This window comes from Amycolatopsis sp. H20-H5, assembly GCF_035828755.1.
GTDB lineage: Bacteria > Actinomycetota > Actinomycetes > Mycobacteriales > Pseudonocardiaceae > Amycolatopsis.
Genome location: NZ_JAYMZS010000002.1, coordinates 154,783 through 173,347 on the forward strand (window position 1 = coordinate 154,783; position 18,565 = coordinate 173,347).

General features: G+C 69.8%; 17 protein-coding genes. 8 read left to right on the top strand and 9 right to left on the bottom strand.

Annotated features, from left to right (window positions below; genetic code table 11):
* Position 1: 1 nt before the first annotated feature.
* From eda to QMK34_RS01800, 4 genes are all read left to right on the top strand, one after another.
* Entirely contained in the window at positions 2 to 622 is a 621-nt protein-coding gene (gene eda, locus QMK34_RS01785) for a bifunctional 4-hydroxy-2-oxoglutarate aldolase/2-dehydro-3-deoxy-phosphogluconate aldolase (RefSeq protein WP_326410594.1), read from the top strand.
* Positions 623 to 860: 238 nt separating this feature from the next.
* Positions 861 to 2,867 carry a PEP/pyruvate-binding domain-containing protein gene (locus QMK34_RS01790; protein WP_326410596.1) on the top strand — a complete coding sequence of 669 codons (2,007 nt, stop codon included), beginning with the start codon at positions 861 to 863 and terminating at the stop codon, positions 2,865 to 2,867.
* Positions 2,868 to 2,901: 34 nt separating this feature from the next.
* A complete protein-coding gene (locus QMK34_RS01795) occupies positions 2,902 to 4,137 on the top strand; it encodes an MFS transporter (protein ID WP_326410599.1) in 1,236 nt (411 codons plus the stop codon).
* Positions 4,138 to 4,242: 105 nt separating this feature from the next.
* Positions 4,243 to 4,836: a DUF2238 domain-containing protein gene (locus tag QMK34_RS01800; RefSeq protein WP_326410601.1), complete on the top strand. Its 594-nt coding sequence runs from the start codon at positions 4,243 to 4,245 to the stop codon at positions 4,834 to 4,836.
* 75 nt (positions 4,837 to 4,911) lie between these two features.
* On the opposite strand, the gene QMK34_RS01805 is transcribed toward QMK34_RS01800, so the two are convergent.
* The 8 genes from QMK34_RS01805 to QMK34_RS01840 all read right to left on the bottom strand — a co-directional run bounded on the left by QMK34_RS01805 (position 4,912) and on the right by QMK34_RS01840 (position 9,604).
* The gene (locus tag QMK34_RS01805; RefSeq protein ID WP_326410604.1) at positions 4,912 to 5,415 is read right to left on the bottom strand and encodes a DinB family protein; all 504 of its coding nucleotides are present in this window, start codon (positions 5,413 to 5,415) and stop codon (positions 4,912 to 4,914) included.
* 6 nt (positions 5,416 to 5,421) lie between these two features.
* Positions 5,422 to 5,949, bottom strand: a complete 528-nt coding sequence (locus tag QMK34_RS01810) for a regulatory protein RecX (protein ID WP_326410676.1) — start codon at positions 5,947 to 5,949, stop codon at positions 5,422 to 5,424.
* Between the two features lie 93 nt (positions 5,950 to 6,042).
* Positions 6,043 to 7,086, bottom strand: coding sequence for a recombinase RecA (gene recA, locus QMK34_RS01815; RefSeq protein WP_326410606.1), 1,044 nt, complete (start codon positions 7,084 to 7,086; stop codon positions 6,043 to 6,045).
* A 197-nt stretch (positions 7,087 to 7,283) separates the two neighbouring features.
* Positions 7,284 to 7,478, bottom strand: coding sequence for a DUF3046 domain-containing protein (locus tag QMK34_RS01820; RefSeq protein ID WP_326410609.1), 195 nt, complete (start codon positions 7,476 to 7,478; stop codon positions 7,284 to 7,286).
* Positions 7,479 to 7,553: 75 nt separating this feature from the next.
* A complete protein-coding gene (locus tag QMK34_RS01825; RefSeq protein WP_326410612.1) occupies positions 7,554 to 7,802 on the bottom strand; it encodes a hypothetical protein in 249 nt (82 codons plus the stop codon).
* Positions 7,730 to 8,548 (bottom strand): hypothetical protein, encoded by an 819-nt coding sequence (locus tag QMK34_RS01830; RefSeq protein WP_326410614.1) that lies wholly within the window; start codon positions 8,546 to 8,548, stop codon positions 7,730 to 7,732. Before QMK34_RS01830 ends, QMK34_RS01825 begins: the two co-directional genes overlap by 73 nt.
* A 32-nt stretch (positions 8,549 to 8,580) precedes the next feature.
* Positions 8,581 to 9,453: a carbohydrate ABC transporter permease gene (locus tag QMK34_RS01835; RefSeq protein WP_326410617.1), complete on the bottom strand. Its 873-nt coding sequence runs from the start codon at positions 9,451 to 9,453 to the stop codon at positions 8,581 to 8,583.
* 1 nt (position 9,454) lies between these two features.
* Positions 9,455 to 9,604: a hypothetical protein gene (locus tag QMK34_RS01840; RefSeq protein ID WP_326410620.1), complete on the bottom strand. Its 150-nt coding sequence runs from the start codon at positions 9,602 to 9,604 to the stop codon at positions 9,455 to 9,457.
* A gap of 218 nt (positions 9,605 to 9,822) precedes the next feature.
* On the opposite strand from QMK34_RS01840, the gene QMK34_RS01845 reads away from it, so the two are divergent.
* Entirely contained in the window at positions 9,823 to 10,005 is a 183-nt protein-coding gene (locus QMK34_RS01845; RefSeq protein WP_326410623.1) for a hypothetical protein, read from the top strand.
* A gap of 15 nt (positions 10,006 to 10,020) precedes the next feature.
* A complete protein-coding gene (locus tag QMK34_RS01850) occupies positions 10,021 to 11,127 on the top strand; it encodes an alpha-galactosidase (protein ID WP_326410625.1) in 1,107 nt (368 codons plus the stop codon).
* Between the two features lie 174 nt (positions 11,128 to 11,301).
* Here the strand turns inward: QMK34_RS01850 and QMK34_RS01855 are convergent, their stop codons facing one another.
* Positions 11,302 to 13,182, bottom strand: coding sequence for an Hsp70 family protein (locus tag QMK34_RS01855; protein ID WP_326410628.1), 1,881 nt, complete (start codon positions 13,180 to 13,182; stop codon positions 11,302 to 11,304).
* A gap of 121 nt (positions 13,183 to 13,303) precedes the next feature.
* Here QMK34_RS01855 and QMK34_RS01860 point away from each other — a divergent pair, with 121 nt between their 5' ends.
* Together QMK34_RS01860 and def are read left to right on the top strand one after the other, a co-directional pair.
* On the top strand, positions 13,304 to 17,938 hold the full coding sequence (locus tag QMK34_RS01860; protein ID WP_442785076.1) for an ATP-dependent helicase: 4,635 nt from the start codon (positions 13,304 to 13,306) through the stop codon (positions 17,936 to 17,938).
* 119 nt (positions 17,939 to 18,057) lie between these two features.
* Positions 18,058 to 18,558: a peptide deformylase gene (gene def / locus QMK34_RS01865; protein WP_326410634.1), complete on the top strand. Its 501-nt coding sequence runs from the start codon at positions 18,058 to 18,060 to the stop codon at positions 18,556 to 18,558.
* The last annotated feature ends 7 nt before the right edge of the window (positions 18,559 to 18,565 follow it).

Sequence of the window (18,565 nt, forward strand, 5' to 3'; positions counted from 1 at the left end):
AGTGCTTAGCGGAGCAGATCTGCTCGGACTTTCCCCCGTGATGCCCGTCGTGGTCATCGACGACGTCGCCGACGCGGTCCCCACCGCGCGGGCGCTGCTCGCGGGCGGTATCGGGGTCATCGAGCTGACCCTGCGGACCCCCGCGGCCCTCGAAGCGATCGAGCGGATCGCGAACGAGGTGCCGGGCATCGTCATCGGCGCGGGCACGGTCGTCTCGCCGGACCAGGCGAAGCAGGCCGCCGGCGCGGGCGCGAAGTTCCTCGTGACGCCTGGCAGCACGGACGCGGTGCTCGACGCGGCCTTCGCGACGGGCCTGCCGTTCCTGCCCGGCGCCGCCACGGTGTCCGAGGCGATGCGGCTGGCCGAACGCGGCCTGACCGCGTTGAAGTTCTTCCCGGCCGAGGCGAGCGGCGGGATCGCCTACCTGCGCTCGATCGGTGGCCCGTTGCCCGGCCTGAGGTTCTGCCCGACCGGCGGGATCACCGTGAAGAGCGCGCCGGGTTACCTGGCGCTGCCGAACGTCGGCTGCATCGGCGGTTCGTGGCTCACCCCGAAGGACTTGCTGGCCGCGAAGGACTTCGCGCGGATCGAGGAACTGGCCGCCGAAGCCTCCCGGCTTTGATCTTGCCGGACCGGTTGTCGTGCACGTCACTCGTGACCAACACGACTAGGACGTATCCCGTTCCGTCCACATGGCAAGACTACCGTTCCAGCTCGTTGGAACGGTAGTCCGTTGGGATGAAGCCGGTAACGCCGTCTTCAGCCGGATGCGCGGCCGTCCCGCTCAGCGGGGCCGAAGTGCGTTATCAAGATGAATTCCTGCTGTTATCTTTCTTGCCGCGACGGAGCAAGGAGAAACGGTGTCACACGGCAACACGGGTGCGGTCCTCGACGAGCAAGTGGCCGCGGTGGTCGGCGAGCGGTTGTCCCTGACCGCGCTCACCCCGCTGGCGGGCACGCTTGGCGGTTATCCGTTCGTCAAGGTGGTCGTGGACCGGCAGACTTCGACGATTCATTTCCTCAACAACGCGCGGCACGCCTTTCACGCGATCTACATCGGCGAAGAGATACTGGGCGTCCCGGCGGAGGAAATGCGCGCGTCGATCGACCGGTACAACGCGGGTTTCTACCACGACACCGACCGTCGCTTCTACCTCGGAATTCTGGCCCTGCACACCCGCCACGACCAGGATACCGGCCAGGACCGGCGGATCCTGTCGCTGGAAACGGTGGAGGTGGACACCATGTCCGCCGCCATGATCGCCGAATTCCACGGTTTCGTGCGCGAGTACGTCGACCCCGCGGTCCCGCTGCTGTTCAAACCGGCCAACCAGTTGCAGGAACGGGCCGTTCTCGGCCTTTCCCCCGAGCAGCTCCCGCGCATTCTCGCGCACGAACTCTTCTCCACCGCCGCGTTCGTCCCGCTGAACCCGGGAAAGACCACCGGCAGGCTCCGCGCGTTTCGCACCGAGGCCGATTACCGCGCGGCGGCCGACGGTCTCGAATGGCACGACATCATCGTCATGCACCGGGTGCCCGACGACATCCCGCGGCTGGCCGGAATCATCAACGCGCACCACACGACCCCGCTTTCCCACACCAACGTGCTGGCCACCGGCTGGCAGATCCCGAACGCCATCCAGCTCGGCGCGTTCGACCTGATCGACCGTGAGCGGCTCGACGGGCACTGGGTCTCCTACCAGGTCTCCGCCGAGAGCGCCGGGGTCGACCTGCGGCTGATCGACGCGCCGCCGGACCTCGGACAGCGGCCGAGCTGGTACGCGCAGCGCGTCACGCTGGAAACACCGGAGGCCGAGCACAACGCGATCGTGAACCTCGCCGAGCTGCGCCACAACGACCGGCACCGCTACGGCACCAAGGCAGCGAACCTGGGGGAGCTGCACCACGTGCTCGGCCAGGGATCCCAGCGGCTGCTGGGTTTCTTCCAGGTCCCGCGGCCGCCGCGGGAGAACCTGCTGCCGTATCTCGCCCGGCTCCTCGACGTCGACGAGAACGCCGATCTGATGGCCGCGGCCCGCAAGCTGCTCGACGAGCACGTGCGCGTCCCCCGCGGCATCGCCCTGCCGTTTTCGGTGCAGCGCCGGTTCCTCGAGTCCTCGCCGCGCATCCAGCAGGCCATCGGCAAGCTCAAGATGGCGCTGGAGCTCGACGCCCGCGAGATCGAGCCGCTGTGTGTCGAGCTGCAGCAGCTGATCCGGACCGCGAAGCTGCCCGACGCGCTGATCCAGGAGATCGACTCGACGCTGTTCACCCACCTCGCCGGGGTTCGCTCGTTCGTGGTCCGCAGTTCGTCGAACGCCGAGGACCTCGCCGGGTTCTCGGCCGCCGGGATCTACGAATCGCTGAACCACGTGACGACCTCGGAAACCATTCTCACGAGCATCAAGGAGGTCTGGGCTTCGCTGGTGTCCGTGCGCAGTGTGCGGCTGCGCCAGCAGGCTGGGATCTCGCTCGACGAGTGCTACATGGGCGTGGTGATCCAGGAGCAGGTGGCCGCGGACTTCGGCGGCGTGCTGGTGACGAGCAACCCGATGAACCGCGGCGACTTCCGCAACGTGTACGTCAACGTGTCCCCGAAGGTGACCGACGTCGTCGACGGTTCGGTGCAGCCGATGCAGTACCTCTACAGCACCGTCGAGGGCGGCGGCCGCACGGTTTCGCTCGGCGACGCCACCCAGGACCTCGACGAGCGCGCGCACGAGCAGCTGCAACGACTGGCGCTCGTGGGGCGCCTGCTGCAGGCGCACTTCTCGCCGGACTACACGTTCGACTCCCCCGTCGACATCGAATGGCTGGCCGATTCGAACCTGCTGCACCTCGTGCAGCTGCGGCCGTACTCCGTCTAGTTTTCCTTACCACGTAACATAAACAGGAGAGATCATGCTGGGCCTTCGCCTGCCCGCGAACGCCGACGTCCAGCGGACGGTCCGGCTCACCTACACGTTCCAGTTCTTCTTCGGGCTGCTGCTGTGGGTGCCCGTGTTCTACTCGTACCAGAAGCAGCTCGGCATGGACGACGCCGAGATCTTCGGCATCCAGAGCATCTACTACATCGCGTTCTGCCTGTTGGAGATCCCGACCGGGATGATCGCCGACCGGTTCGACTACCGGACCTCGCTGGCGTTGGGGGCAGGCGTGCTCGTGCTCGCCAACCTGGTGCCGGTGTTCCTCGGTTCGTACACCGGGTTCCTGATCCACTTCCTGCTGATCGCGCTGGCCCGTTCGCTGGTTTCCGGTGCGCAGAGCGCGTATCTGTACGAATACCTGCACGCGAAGGGCGCGGGCGAGCACTACCTCAAGGTCGAAGGCGTCGGGCGGGCGTACAGCCTGGTCGGCAAGATCGTGTTCTGGCCGGTGATCGGCCTGCTCATGCAGTGGAATCTGCCCTCGCCGTACTGGCTCACCGCGATCAACGCGGGCATCGCGCTGGTGGTGGCGCTGAAACTCCCCGCCATCCCCGGATTCACCCGGACGGCCGGGAAGACGGCGAACCTGATCGCCGGGGTCGGCGGCGCGCTGTCCGCGCTGCGGACGTCACGCTGGCTGGTGCTGCTCATGGTGCAGGGCATCGCGATGTTCACCCTGGTGCGGATCTGCCAGGTGAACCTGTTCCAGCCGATCCTGGAGTCGAAGTCGCTCTCGGTGAACTGGTACGGCGCGGTGCTCGCGGCGATGACGATCTTCGAGGCACTCGGCGCCGCCCGCCCGCACCGGCTGCGGCGCGCCATCGGACCGGTCGGCTCGGTGTTCCTGCTGACCGTCGTGATGGCGCTGTGCCTCGGTTTCCTCGTCCCGCTCGGCTCGATGGGGACCGTGGTGGCGCTGTGCGTGTTCGCGGTGGCGACCGGGATCTCGTTCCCGATCCAGAAGCAGCTGCTCAACGACTCGATCCCCGACTCGCGCTACCGGGCGACCCTGCTGTCGATGGAGTCGATTCTCGATCGCGCGGTCTGCGCGGTGGTCGCCGTCGCGCTCGGCGCGTACCTGGCGGCGGGGCGGCTGAACGAGTTCCTGGTGCTGTCCGCCGCGGTCACCTGCGGGGTGATGGGCCTGCTCGGGTTGCTGTTGTTCTTCGTTCGGCGTCAACGACTCAGCCGGCGCGTTCTGGTGAAGTAGCCTGCTCGCGCGAGCATCGACCAGCGCCGCGATCCCGTCACCGGTCGGACGGGACCGCCGAGGGCGCAGCTGACCGCGTTGGCCTGTTTCCTCGTCGTGTGGTGCGTGAGCTGGATCGACGAGCCGTGGCCCGCCGAGAAGGCGCTGCACGACTCGCTGACGCTGGTCGGGCTGGCGGCGCTGGTCTGGGCGGACCGGAAGTACCGGCTGCCGTTGTCCTCGTGGGTCTACGTGCTGGTCTTCCTTTCGCTGCACGAGGTCGCCGCGCACTGGCTGTACTCCTACGTGCCCTACGACCAGTGGACCGGCTCGCTGTTCGGCTTCCGGCTTTCCGAGGTCTTCGGCTGGCAGCGCAACCACTTCGACCGGCTGGTGCACTTCACCTACGGCGTCTGCGCGGCCTCGCTCGTCTACCGCTTCATGCTCGATCGGACCGGCCGGACCGCGAGCCGCTGCGCGCTCCGGGCTGTCGAGCTGGTGCTGTCGACCAGTGCGCTGTACGAGCTGTTCGAGTGGGGCGTCGCCTCGCTGTTCGCCCCCGCGGTGGCCGAGGCCTACAACGGGCAGCAGGGCGACATCTGGGACCCGCACAAGGACATCACCGTGGCGGTGCTGGGCGCCATCGTCGCGATGGCCGTCCGCTTGACGGTGAAGACCACCCGGGTCACCCCTCAGGTTTCCAGGGCTGTGCGCGGCTGACGTCACCACCACGTCGTCGTCCGCCTCTCGGCATCACCACGATCGGGTGGAGGCACCGACGCGCGGCGCCGGGTTTCACTCGGTCAGGATGAGCCAGGTCCGGCCGTCGAGCAGCTCCCGTGCCGCGTCGAGGTGACCGGCGTGGCACGCGGTTTCGGTGATCACGTGCAGGATGGTCTTCCGCAGTTTCTGCGGCGGCAGGCCGGGAAAGATGTCCGAGGGCCATCGGGCTGGTGTGGCGTCGGGAGCGGTGGTGGCGATGATGGCGTCCGTCAGCTCCGCCTCCCGCCGGTACGCGTTGAACACGGCCTCGGCGGGGAGTTCGGGATCGACCTGCCAGGCATCGGCACCGGACTCGAGCTCGACCTGCTCACCGGCGACGACCCAGCGGAACCAGAACCGCTCGACATCAAGGGTGAGATGCCGGACGAGACCCAGGCAGGTCCAGCCCGAAGGCAGCACCGGCCTCCGCAGCGCTTCGCCGGACAGGCCTTCGAGGATTCCGAGGACGTGCGCACGCTGGTTGCGCAGAGAGGCCAGGAGCGTCTCGGTCTCCTCGGTCAGGGCTGGTTGCGGCATGGCTCCTCAGTCGGGGATCGCGTCGTCGAGCATCGCGGCCTCGGCGCCGAACTCCCGGAGCTCCTCGCGGATCACCGTGTACGCCAGGCCCTGGGGGTATCCCTTGCGGGCGAGGAAACCGAGCAGGCGCCGGATGGCGGCCTGCTCGTCCACGTTTCCCAGGGAGCGCATGCGTTTGCGGACCAGCTCTCGCGCGCGCTCTTCCTCCGCCTCACGGTCGACTTCACCGGCCGCCTGCACCGCGATCTCGCCGTCGACACCCTTGCGCTTGAGCTCGGCCAGGAGGGCATTCCTCGCCAGGCCCTGATTGGCGTGGCGGGAACGCACCCACAGCTCCGCGAACTCCGCGTCGTTGACCAGCCCCGCCTCGTCGAGCTTGCCGATCAAGGTTTCGCTGGTCTCTTCGTCGAAGCCTTTGCGCTTCAGTGCCTGCCGGAGCTCGTCCTTGGTGCGGGCTCGCACGGCCAGGAGATCGAAGCAGATCTCCTTGGCCTTCTTCCGTCGTTCGTCCGGCGGCAACTCCGCCGGATCCACCTTCGGCATGGATCTCCTCGTACACCCGGCTCGCCCTCGAGCCGGGCCTCTGGCGGGATCCGGTCACGTACCGGATCCCCGCTCCACGGGCTGCTAGAAGTCGACGGGCGCGGGGAGGGCCGCTTCCAGGTCCACCTTGGCGCCGATGCCCAGCTTCTCCTTCATGCGCTTCTCGATCTCGTTGGCGATGTCCGGGTTGTCGAGGAGGAACTTGCGCGCGTTCTCCTTGCCCTGGCCCAGCTGGTCGCCCTCGTAGGTGTACCAGGCGCCGGACTTGCGCAGGATGCCCTGGTCGACACCCATGTCGATGAGCGAACCCTCGCGGGAGATGCCCTTGCCGTACAGGATGTCGAACTCGGCCTGCTTGAAGGGCGGGGCCACCTTGTTCTTGACGACCTTGACGCGGGTGCGGTTACCGACCGGCTCGCCGCCGTCCTTGAGCGTCTCGATCCGGCGGACGTCCAGGCGGACCGACGCGTAGAACTTCAGCGCCTTACCACCCGTGGTCGTCTCGGGGGAGCCGAACATGACGCCGATCTTCTCGCGCAGCTGGTTGATGAAGATCGCCGTGGTGCCGGTGTTGCTCATCGCACCGGTCATCTTCCGCAGCGCCTGGCTCATCAGCCGGGCCTGCAGGCCGACGTGACTGTCCCCCATCTCGCCCTCGATCTCGGCGCGCGGCACGAGCGCGGCCACCGAGTCGATGACCAGGATGTCGAGTGCGCCGGAACGGATCAGCATGTCCGCGATCTCGAGCGCCTGCTCACCGGTGTCCGGCTGGGAGACCAGCAGCGCGTCGGTGTCGACGCCGAGGTTCTTGGCGTACTCCGGGTCGAGCGCGTGCTCCGCGTCGATGAACGCCGCGATGCCGCCGGCGCGCTGCGCGTTGGCGACCGCGTGCAGGGCGACCGTGGTCTTACCGGAGGACTCAGGCCCATAGATCTCGACGACACGGCCGCGGGGCAGGCCGCCGATGCCGAGCGCGACGTCCAGCGCGATGGCACCCGTGGGGATGACCGCCATCGGGGCGCGGTCCTCGTCACCCAGGCGCATGATGGAGCCCTTGCCGTACTGCTTGTCGATCTGGGCGAGGGCCAGATCGAGCGCCTTGTCCTTGTCGGGTGCTGCTGGTGCCATGGAGTCCACCTCGTTGGTTGGAGCCGGTTGGGCTGTTCAGTTCTGCTGTCGGGTCCGACGCTACGGGCGGGGTCCGACAATTCCTGGCCCCGGCGCCCAAGCTGTGGATAGCCGACCCCGGTGTGGACAACACCATAGCCGAACACTTGTTCGAGGCTGGAACTGACACACCCCTGGGCTACGCTTTTCTACCCTGTTCAGCGTCGTTCACGGGGGACGTCGAACTCGAAGCAGACCTCGTGCCAGATTTCCTTGGGCGAAGTCCCGAGCGCGAGCGCCTGCTCGACGGTACGGCCGCCGAGCCCACTGAAGACGTGGTCCTTCACCAGGGTTTCGGCCCGCAGGTCGCCGAACTCGTCGGCCATCATCCGCCGGAAGACCGTGATACGCATCGACCCCATCGTAGCCCGGTCCCTGAAGGCCACCTTCACGGCGTTAAACGCGGTGAAGGTGGCCTTCAGGGGCAATCAGGGCAGCTGCTTCTTCCAGAACTGGAGATTCCCGCTGGTCACCCGCGTGGGGTAGGTGCCCGACTGGTCCACGGCGATCACCTCGGGATTGGTCAGGATCGACACCGCGGCGCCATCGAGGAAGTAGATGTCCCCGCCGACGTACAGCGGTGACGACGCCATCGACCAGAACGTCAGCACACTCTGCCGCTCGGTGTCGGTGATGCCGTCCTGGATGCCGCTGCCGGTGTTGTTGGAGCTCGGCATCGAGTCCAGGTCCGGCCGGTGGCCGGGGCCGAACGCGGCACCGGCCAGGCGCTCGCGGTGAGCCACATCGGACGCCCGGAGTGGTCGATGGCCTTCGACCAGGCGGCGATGCCCGGCACGTTGTCCGCGGTGGTCCCGTCGACCTTCACGAAGTCCACGCCCCAGAACGCGAACCGCGCCACGCTCGAGTCGAAGAACGACTGGGCGCACGGCTTCGCGTAGTCGATCTTCCAGTTGCCACTCCACATGTTGGTCGGGGTCAGCGGCTGGACCGCGATGTCCTGGATGTGACACGACGTGCCGAGGATCGGCGCGTTCTTGTCGTACGCCTCCTGTTCAAGCCCCGCCGCCGCGTACAGGCCCAGTTTCAGGCCCTTCCCGTGCACGTACGAAGCGAGCGACGCCATGCCGCTCGGGAACCGCGACGGATCGGGGTCGGGAATGCCGTTGGCGTCGCTGTGGAAGCCCCGGGCCGGAGTCGCGTTCCAGCCCGCGTCGATGTTGACGTTGGTGTACCCGGCCGATTTCAGCTTGCCGGACAGGGCGTCCGCCGCGTCGCGGAGGTGCGACTCGACGAGCCAGCCGGTGCCGTAGGTCGCCCGGGTGGACGATTCGACGCTCCAGCTGCTCCAGCCCATGAACGGCTTCACGAACACCGTCTTGGCTTCGGCGGGGACAGCGAGAGCGGTGCCGGTCAGGACGAGGGCGGCGAGAACCGCCCCCAGTCTGCGGAGTGTGCACGTCATTGGTCACGCCTCCAGTGGGGAAGGGGAACTGCTTACTCTTTCAGTCCGCTCGCCGCGATTCCCTGGACGATGAACCGTTGCGCGACAAGGAACATCGCGACCAGCGGGGCGATGGTGACCAGCGCGCCCGCGAACAGCGCGGGCAGGTTGATCGTCTGCGCGGTGAGGAACGTCGAGAGCGCGATCTGGGCGGTCCACGAAGCCGGGTCCTGCCCGATCACCAGCGGCCACAGGAACGAGTTCCAGCTCTCGATGAACATCAGCGCACCCAGCGAGGCGAGCATGCTGCCCGAGTTCGGCAGCACCAGCCGCCGGTAGGCGCCGAGGTAGCCGAGCCCGTCGATGCGCCCGGCCTCCTCGATCTCGCTGGGGAAGCGCAGGTAGAAGTTCCGGAACAGGATCACCGTGAACGCGCTGAACAGGTTCGGCGCGATGATGCCCCACTGCGTGTTGACCCCGCCCATGGCGCCGACCACGACGAACGTCGGCACGAAGGTGACCGACTGCGGGATCATCAGCGTCACCAGGACGTAGGTCAGCACCGCGCGGCGGCCCGGCACCTCGATCCTGGCCAGCGCGTAGCCCGCCATCGAGCCGAACATCGTGCACAGCGGCGCGGTGATGATCGCGATCAGGAACGAGTTCCCGAGCGCGTGCGCCATCGGCACCGACTCGTCGGTGAACAGGTCGCGGAAGTTGATCCACGACAACGGGTCCGGCAGCCAGGACCAGTCCGGCGAACTGACCTGCGCGCGGGTCATCAGCGCGTTGCGTACCATGATGCAGAAGGGCAGCAGGAAGATCAGCGCGAGCACAGCCGCGAAGACGTACTTCGGCGCCTTCCGCCAGCCACCGGGCGCGCGGACCTTGGCCGTGACCGGCGGCGTCGCGGTGAGCACGGCCATTTCAGTCCTTCTTCCCGAAGCCGACGATCCTGCCCTGCAGCAACGTGATCACGATGATGATCAGGGTCAGCACGAACGCGCCCGCCGAGCCGACGCCGTAGTTCTGGTCGCCCAGCGCGGAGTCGTAGAGGTACACCAGCGGCGGGCGCACCGGCGCGGTCGCGTTGCCGCTCAGCCCGACGGCGAACAGGTTGAGAACTCGTCGAACGCCTGGAACGCGGCGATGAGGATGAGCAGCAGCACCGCCACCGAGGTTTTGCGCAGCTGCGGCAACGTGATGTACTCGACTGCGACAGCGACGTCCCGTCCAGCTCGCCCGCCTCGTACAGCGAAGGCGAGATCGCCTGCAGCCCGGCCAGGAACAGGATCATGTACAGCCCGACCTGCAGCCACAGCCGCAGCGTGACGACCGCGACCCAGTACACCGGCGGGCTCGACTGCGACAGCCATGGCACCGGGGCCGCGCCGAACAGCCCGCCCAGCAAGTTGGCGACGCCGGAGGGTAAACCGTTGAACAGCGCCATTTTCCACACCAGTGCACCGACCACATAGGACACCGCCGCCGGGATGAGGAACACCGTGCGGAAGAACGCCCGGCCGTTCGACACGCGCGTCGGCGACTCCGCCGGGCTCGGCGACTGGACGGTCAACACCGGCCGGGCTCAGCCCGCTGGTCGACGAGGTGCACGCCACGGCATTCGGTTCGGGCTGTGGGTGGAGCCGGAGATGGTCAACCCGGACAGCGACCTCTACCACGCGCATCCCGAGTGGACAGTCCACATGGCACACCGCGGCCGCACGACCCTGCTCAACCAGCTGGTACTCAACTTCGCTCGCCCGGAGGTCTCGGACTGGGCCCGCAAATGGCTCGACCGGCTGGTCGCCGAGCACGCGATCGACTACCTCAAGTGGGACATGAACCGGGCGTTCACCGAGGCGGGCTGGCCCGAGCGCGGCGACGACGCCTCGCGGCTGTGGATCGACCACGTCCGCGCGGTATACGGCGTCATGGACCACCTGCGCGCGGACCACCCCACACTGCGGATCCAGGCCTGCGCGGGCGGCGGCGGGCGCACCGACCTCGGCATCCTCGCCAGGACGGACGAGATCTGGGCCTCGGACAACACCGACGCGGCCGACCGGCTGACCATCCGGCACGGCTACGGCCAACTCCTCCCCGCGGGCACGATGGCCGCCTGGGTCACCGACAGCCCCAACCCACTGACCGGGCGGGACGCACCCCTGGAGTTCCGGTTCCACGTCGCGATGGCCGGAGTGCTCGGGCTCGGCGGCGACCTGTCCCACTGGACCGCCGAGGACCTGGCCGAAGCCGCGACGCTGGTGGCGCGGTACAAGGAGATCCGGCCGGTGGTGCAGCACGGGCAGGCGTACCGGCTGGCCGGCCCGGCGTCGTCGGCGCTGACGGCCGTCCAGTTCGTACTGGGCGGGGACGTCGTGGCCCTGTTCTGGCGGCGTCCGGCGGACTACGGCCGTCCATTGGTGACGCCACGTTTCGCCGGGCTCGACCCGGCCGGGCGATACCGCGACGTGAACAGCGGGGTGGCGCACCACGGCGCGGTGCTGCTCAGCCACGGACTCGAGGTGGCGCTGCCGGGCAGCGGGTACGCCAGTGCGCTGGTGCACCTGCGCCTGGATCCCGCGTCCGGCAACTGACGGTGGCGGATGGTTGTGACCGTCTGACTGCCCCTGAAGGCCACCATGACGGCGTTAAACGCCGTCATGGTGGCCTTCAGGGGCACTGATATCACGCCCCCCGAGTGGGGGACTCGGGCACCTGAATGTGGGACTCGCCGAAGTCAGGGTCCCGGCAAGTCCGGCGGGAGCGGGCTACTCGCCGGGCTGGACGCTCTTCTCGAAGTAGTCCGCCAGTGCGCCCGGGGTGGTGGCCTGGGCCTGGTCGCTGCTGTTGACCTGGTAGATGAAGCCGAGCAGCGGCCGGTCGCTGACAGTGAACACCAGGACGGCCGAAGTCCTGCCCGCCGCCGAGGCGTACTTGCCGGTGAGGCCGTTGCCCTGCCAGTCGGCCGTGGTCGTGTCGCCGCCCGCGGAGGCGATCAGGCCGTCGGTGTACTGCTTCAGCTTGGCGGCGTCGTTGCTCTGGAGGTATGTCACCTGGGTGCCCGCGCGGCCGGGCGCGGAACAGGTCGACGTCACGCCGAGGCTCTCCTGCGGGGTGGCCGGGCCGTTGCCCATGCCCGGTTTGCAGTCGCCGGTGTCGGCGATCTTGCCGGTGAGCTGGCGCAGGCAGCCGGTGAGGCCCTTGTCGTCGGCCTGGCCCGGCGTCTTGCACTGGTCGGCAGTGTAAGTGGTGACCCCGGAGGACGCGGTCAGGAAGATCGTGGCGCCCGCCGCGAGGGCCAGCACCACCGCGACGATGATGCCGATCGTCAGCTTCTTCTTGGTGCCCGCCTTGGGTTTGCTCTCGGCGAGCGAGTAGGTGGGGAAGTTCGTCGGCGCGGGCGCCATCGTCTGCTGCGGGCCGGTGCCGGGGTAGGACTGCTGCGGGTACCCGCCGGGACGGCCCGGGTAGCCGCCCGGCAAGGACGCGACCTGCGGCGGGGCGTACGGGCCCGGCTGGTGCGGGCCGGTGCCGGTCGCGGCGACCTGGCCCTCGACGCCCTGGGTGCGCATGGTGATGCCGTCGGACGCCACGTGGTGCGCGCCGAGCGCGACCGCGGTCTCCGGCTGGTCGAGACTGCCCGGCACGACGCCGAGTTTCTCCGCGATCATCGCGCCGACCAGCGGCAGCCTGCTCGAACCGCCGACCAGGTAGATCCCGGCGAGGCGATCCGGCGACAGCCCGGCGGCGCGCAGGGTCCGCGACAGCAGTTCGACACTGCGCAACATCGCCGGGCGGACCAGCGCCTCCAGCTCGGCGCGGGTGACCAGCACGTCGCTGAACGGCTCGGGCATCGGGACCTCGGTCTGCGGGTGCCGCGAAAGCGCCTCCTTGGCGGCCTTCACGTCCTCCTGCAGCGCACGCCGGGTGCGCCGGTCCGGAGTGGACTCCGGGCGCAGCAGCCGTTGCCAGCGCTGCGGGTCCCGGTGCGAGACCTCGCGGCCGACGTGCACCAGCAGCGCCTGGTCGACGTCGAGACCGCCGAGGTCGGGCAGGCCGTCTTCGGCCAGCACGGTGAAGCCGTTCCGGGTGGCGCCGACCACGGCGACGTCGAAGGTGCCCGCACCGAGGTCGTACACCGCCAGCGCCTGGCCGGGGGCCAGCGATTTGCCGGGGAACGACGCGAAATGCGCGGCCGCGGCGACCGGCTCGGGCACCAGCGACACCTTGTTGCCCATGCCAGCCAGGCGGGCCGCGGACAGCAGGACGTTGCGGCGCACCGGGCCCCACTGCGCGGGGTGGGTGAGGCGGACCTCGTCGGGCTGTTCGCCGCCGAGCTGGCGGACGGTCTCGTCGAGCACTCGGCGCAGGATCGCGGCCAGCGCCTCGTTGACCGGCACGATGTCGGTGCCCAGCAGCAGCGTCTGCTCGTCGATGCGGCGCTTCGGGTTCGGCTCGAAGCGCGTCGGGTCGAGGCGGGCACGACGCTCGGCGTCACGGCCGATCATCAGCGTGCCGTCCTCGTCGGCGAAGACCGCGGACGGCATGTTGGCCGAACCGTCGACCTCGACGACCCTCGGCGGCCTGCCGTGTGCCGACAGCACGGCGACGGTGTTGGACGTACCGAGGTCCACCGACAGGATGCGCACAGCTCTCCCCTCAACTCCAAGCCCTGAGCAGGCGCGAGCATGTTCCCACGTCAGCGACCGGCCCGTGTGCGGACCCGGCAGATTCCCGCCCGTTCGGTTTTTGTCGGTGCCGGGGTTCAAGATGGGGGACGTGCCAGGTTCAGCCGCGCTCGACCTCTTCTCCCCCGCGACCAGTGACTGGTTCGCGGGGGCCTTCGCCGCGCCCACGGCCGCGCAGGAAGGCGCCTGGCGTGCGGCGCACGCGGGTGAGCACGCGCTGGTCGTAGCGCCCACCGGCTCGGGCAAGACGCTGTCCGCGTTCCTCTGGGCGCTGGACAGGCTGTCCGTCGAGCCGGTACCGGCCGAGCCGGTGAAGCGCTGCCGTGTGCTGTACGTCTCCCCGCTGAAGGCGCTGGCCGTGGACGTCCAGCGGAACCTGCGGGCCCCGCTGGCGGGTATCTCGCAGGCCTCAAGGCGCCTCGGGCTGCCGGTGCCGGAGATCACCGTCGGGATGCGCACCGGGGACACCCCCGCCAGCGAGCGCCGCTCGTTCGCCAAGACCCCGCCGGACATCCTGGTCACCACGCCGGAGTCGCTGTTCCTCATCCTCACGTCCTCGGCGCGGGAGTCGCTGCGCGGGGTCGAGACGGTGATCGTCGACGAGATCCACGCGATGGCGGGCGGCAAACGCGGCGCCCACCTGGCGGTGTCACTCGAAAGGCTGGACGCGCTGCTACCCAAGGCCGCGCAGCGGATCGGCCTCTCGGCCACCGTCCGCCCGGTCGACGAGGTGAGCGCGTTCCTCGCGGGCGGGCGCCCGGTGCGGGTGGTGCAGCCGAAGCTCGCCAAGACCATCGAGGTGCGGGTCGAGGTCCCGGTGGAGGACATGGGCAATCTCGACGCACCCGCAAAGCCGATGGACTCGCTGGAGTCGTTCAAGCTGCCGTCCGAGGGCGGCATCGGCACGCAGGAGGAGATCGGCGGTAGCGCGGTCAAACGGCCGTCGATCTGGCCCGCGGTCGAAGAGCGGGTGCTCGAGCTCATCCGGTCCCACCGCTCGACCATCGTGTTCGCCAACTCGCGGCGGCTCACGGAGCGGCTCACCGCGAGGCTCAACGAGCTGGTCGCCGAGCAGTCCGAGCTGCTCGCGGGCCAGCGCTACCCGGCCGAGGCGATCGGCGAATCGGGGCTGAGCACCGGCGCCGAGGCGACCATCGCCCGCGCGCACCACGGGTCGATGTCGCGCGAGCAGCGCACGCAAGTGGAGGAGGAGCTCAAGTCCGGCAGGCTGCCCTGCGTGGTCGCGACGTCCTCGCTGGAACTCGGCATCGACATGGGCGCGGTGGACCTGGTGATCCAGATCGAGGCCCCGCCGACGGTCGCCTCCGGGCTGCAACGGGTCGGCCGGGCCGGGCACCAGGTCGGCGCGGTCTCCTCCGGGGTGATGTTCCCGAAGTTCCGCGGCGACCTCGTCTCCTGCGCGGTGGTCGCCGAGCGGATGTCGATCGGGGCCATCGAGGCGGTGCGCTACCCGCGCAACCCGCTCGACGTGCTCGCCCAGCACGTGGTCGCGATGGTCGCGCTGGAACCGTGGACGGTCGAGGACCTGCTCGCGCTGGTCCGCCGGGCGGCGCCGTTCGCGGCGCTGCCGGACGACGCGGCGAACGCGGTGCTCGACATGCTGGCCGGGCGCTATCCGAGCGAGGAGTTCGGCGAACTGCGCGCCCGCATCACCTGGGACAGGGTCAGCGGGGAGCTGCGCGGGCGGCCGGGCGCACAGCGGCTGGCCGTGACCTCGGGCGGCACGATCCCGGATCGGGGCCTGTTCACCGTGATGACCCCGGGACCGGAGGACAAACCCGGGTCTCGGGTGGGCGAGCTCGACGAGGAGATGGTCTACGAGTCCCGCGTCGGGGACACGATCCTGCTCGGCACCTCCTCCTGGCGGGTCACCGATATCACCCATGACAGGGTGATAGTCGTGCCCGCACCCGGTGAGCCCGCGCGGATGCCGTTCTGGAAGGGCGATGCGCAGGGCAGGCCACTGGAACTGGGGCGCGCGCTGGGAAAGTTCGTCCGCGAACTGTCCGCTGCGGACCCGGTGGCCGGTCGCGAGCGGGCGGCCGCGGCCGGGCTCGACGAGCGAGCGTGTGACAACCTGCTCGGCTACCTGAACGAGCAGAAGGAAGCCACCCGGCACGTCCCCAACGACAAAACGGTGCTGCTGGAGCGTTTCCGCGACGAGCTGGGCGACTGGCGGATCATCCTGCACTCCCCCTTCGGCGCGCAGGTCAACGCGCCATGGGCGCTGGCGATCGCGGCCCGGCTCCGGGAAAACCGCGGGGTCGACGCACAGGTCGCGCACTCCGACGACGGGATAGTCCTGCGCCTGCCCGACGCGCTGGACGCCGACGGCGCGGAGGTCACGATCACCGCGGACGACGTGCTGCTGGAGCCGGACGAGGTCGAGCAGATCATCGTGGCGGAGGTCGGCGGCTCGGCGGTGTTCGCGGCCCGTTTCCGTGAGTGCGCCGCGCGCTCGCTGCTGCTGCCCCGGCGGGATCCGCGCCGTCGCACCCCGCTGTGGCAGCAACGCCAGCGCGCGTCACAGCTGCTCGCGGTCGCGGCGAAGTACGAGCGGTTCCCGGTGGTGCTCGAGGCGATGCGTGAGGTCCTGCAGGACGTCTACGACGTGGGCGGCCTGCGCGAGCTGATGACGGACATCCGCGCGCGGCGGGTGCGCGTGGTCGAGGTGGAGACCCCGTCGGCCTCGCCGTTCGCCAGGAGCCTGCTGTTCGGTTACGTCGGCATGTTCCTTTACGAGACGGACGCGCCGCTGGCCGAGAGGCGCGCGGCCGCGCTATCGCTGGACTCGACCCTGCTGGCCGAGCTGCTGGGCACGGAGGCGATCCGGGAGCTGCTGGACGCCGAGGTGGTCGCCGAGGTCGAGCGTTCGCTGCAACGGCTGGAGCCGGACAGGCACGCCCGCCACGCTGAGGACGCGGCCGACCTGCTGCGGTTCCTCGGTGACCTGACGGTCGAAGAGGCCGCGGCCAGGGGCATCCAGGAGGCCTGGCTGGTCGAGCTGGAGTCGGCGCGGCGGGCCATCCGGGTCCGCATCGGCGGCGAGGAGAGGTACCTGGCGATCGAGGACGCGGGCCGCGTCCGGGACGCGCTGGGCGCGGCGCTGCCCGTCGGCGTGCCGGAGGCGTTCACCGAACCGGTCGAGGATCCGCTGGGGGACCTGATCTCCCGGTTCGCCCGGAGCCGCGGGCCATTCGACGCACGCCAGGCGGCCGAGCGGTTCGGGCTCGGCAGCGCGGTGGTCACCGGCGTCCTCGACAGGATGACGTCGCAGGGCAGGCTGGTTCGCGGCGAGCTGAGCCCGGTCGGCCATCCGGAAACCCATGGCGCGGGCCAGGAGTACTGCGACGCGGCGGTCCTGCGCAGGCTGCGCCGGGCGTCGCTGGCCCGGCTGCGGGCCGAGGTCGAGCCGGTCGAACCCGCGGCGCTGGGCCGGTTCCTGCCGTCCTGGCACGGGATCGGCACCCGGGTGCGGTCGGCGCCCACGGCCGACGACGTGCTGTCCGTGGTGGAGCAGCTGGCCGGGGCGCCGCTTCCGGCGAGCGCGGTGGAGTCGCTGATCCTGCCCAGCAGGCTGCCCGGCTACACCCCCGCGCTGCTCGACGAGCTGACCACCGCCGGGGAGGTCACCTGGTGCGGCTGCGGCTCGCTGTCCGGCGGCGACGGCTGGCTCGCGCTGGCGCCGTCCGACGTCGCCGACCTGCTGCTGCCCGCGATCGAGGACACGGCGCCGACAAGCCCGCTGCACGAGGCCATCTTGTCCACTTTGGACGGTGGCGCGCTGTTCTTCCGGCAGCTCGTCGAGCGGGTGACCCCGGCACTGGAAACGGCCCCGGACGACGGCGAGGTCGTGGCCGCGCTGTGGGATCTGGTGTGGGCGGGGCAGGTCACCGGGGACACGCTGGGCCCGTTGCGCGCCCAGGTCTCCGGGCGCGGCGCGGCCCACAAGCCCCGGCGCCAGGCACCTCGCGGCCGCTACGCCCGGCTGCGGGCGGGCCGTCCCGCGATGCCGTCCCGCTCCGGGCCGCCGAGCGCCGCCGGGCGCTGGGCGCTGACACCGGCGAGGGAGCTCGACCCCACGCGCCGGGCACACGCCCGGACGGAAGCCTTCCTGGAAAGGCACGGCGTGCTGACCCGCGGCGCGCTCGACACCGAACGCGTCACCGGCGGCTTTTCCGGGATCTACAAGGTTCTCCGCGGGATGGAGGACTCCGGGCAGGTGGTGCGGGGCTACGTGGTCGAGGGGCTCGGCGCCGCCCAATTCGCGGCGAAGGGAGCCGTCGACAGGCTGCGCTCCCTGTCCAGCGCGCAGCGCACGGGCACCACCGGAGCGGTGGTGCTGGCCGCGGCCGACCCCGCCCAGCCGTACGGCGCGGCCCTGCCCTGGCCCGCCGCCACCGGCGACACCAAACACCGCCCGGCGAGGAAGGCAGGCGGCCTGGCCGTGCTCGTCGACGGCATCCCGGTGCTCTACGTCGAGCGGGGCGGGCGCTCCCTGCTGAGCTTCACCGAGGAGCCGGACGCGCTGCGCTCGGCGGCCAGGGCGCTGTCCACCGCGGTCCGCGAGGGCTGGCTGGGACAGCTCGCGGTCCAGCGGGCCGACGGCGAGCACGCGCTCACCTCGGCGTTGTCGGAGGTGTTGCAGGAGGCGGGATTCCGCGCCACACCGAAAGGCCTGCGCCTGCGCGCCTAGGGCGTGCCTGGCACTTCAAGTTCGCCCATCGAACAGCACTGCCAGACACGCCCCAGGCCACCGGGGCCGGTGAAAGCGAGTCTCTAGAATGCCTCGCAGACTCAGCAAAGGACGTGGAAATGGCCATGCGCGACCTGCGCTACTTCGGGGACCCCGTGCTCAAGACGGTGTGCGACCCGGTGACCCGCTTCGACAAGGGGACGGAAGCCCTGGTGAAGGACCTGCTCGACAGCGTGGTCCCCGAGGGCAGGGCCGGGCTGGCCGCGCCGCAGATCGGGGTGAGCCTGCGGGTGTTCAGCTATGACGTCGGCGGGCTGAGCGGGTACGTCATCAACCCGGAGATCGTGGAGCTCTCCGAGGAGACCCACGAGGTCGGCGAGGGTTGTCTCTCGGTCCCCGAGCTGTGGTTCCCCACGGTGCGCTCGAAGCACGCCGTGGTCCGGGGTGTCGACCTGCGCAACGAACCGATCGAGGTCGAAGGCTTCGACGTGCTGGCGCAGTGCCTGCAGCACGAGACGGACCATCTCGACGGCAAGCTCTACCTCGACAGGCTGGCCACCGGCAGCAAGAAAGAAGCGATGCGGCAGGCCAGGGGCAAGGACTGGTTCTGGAAGCGGTGAACCCGCG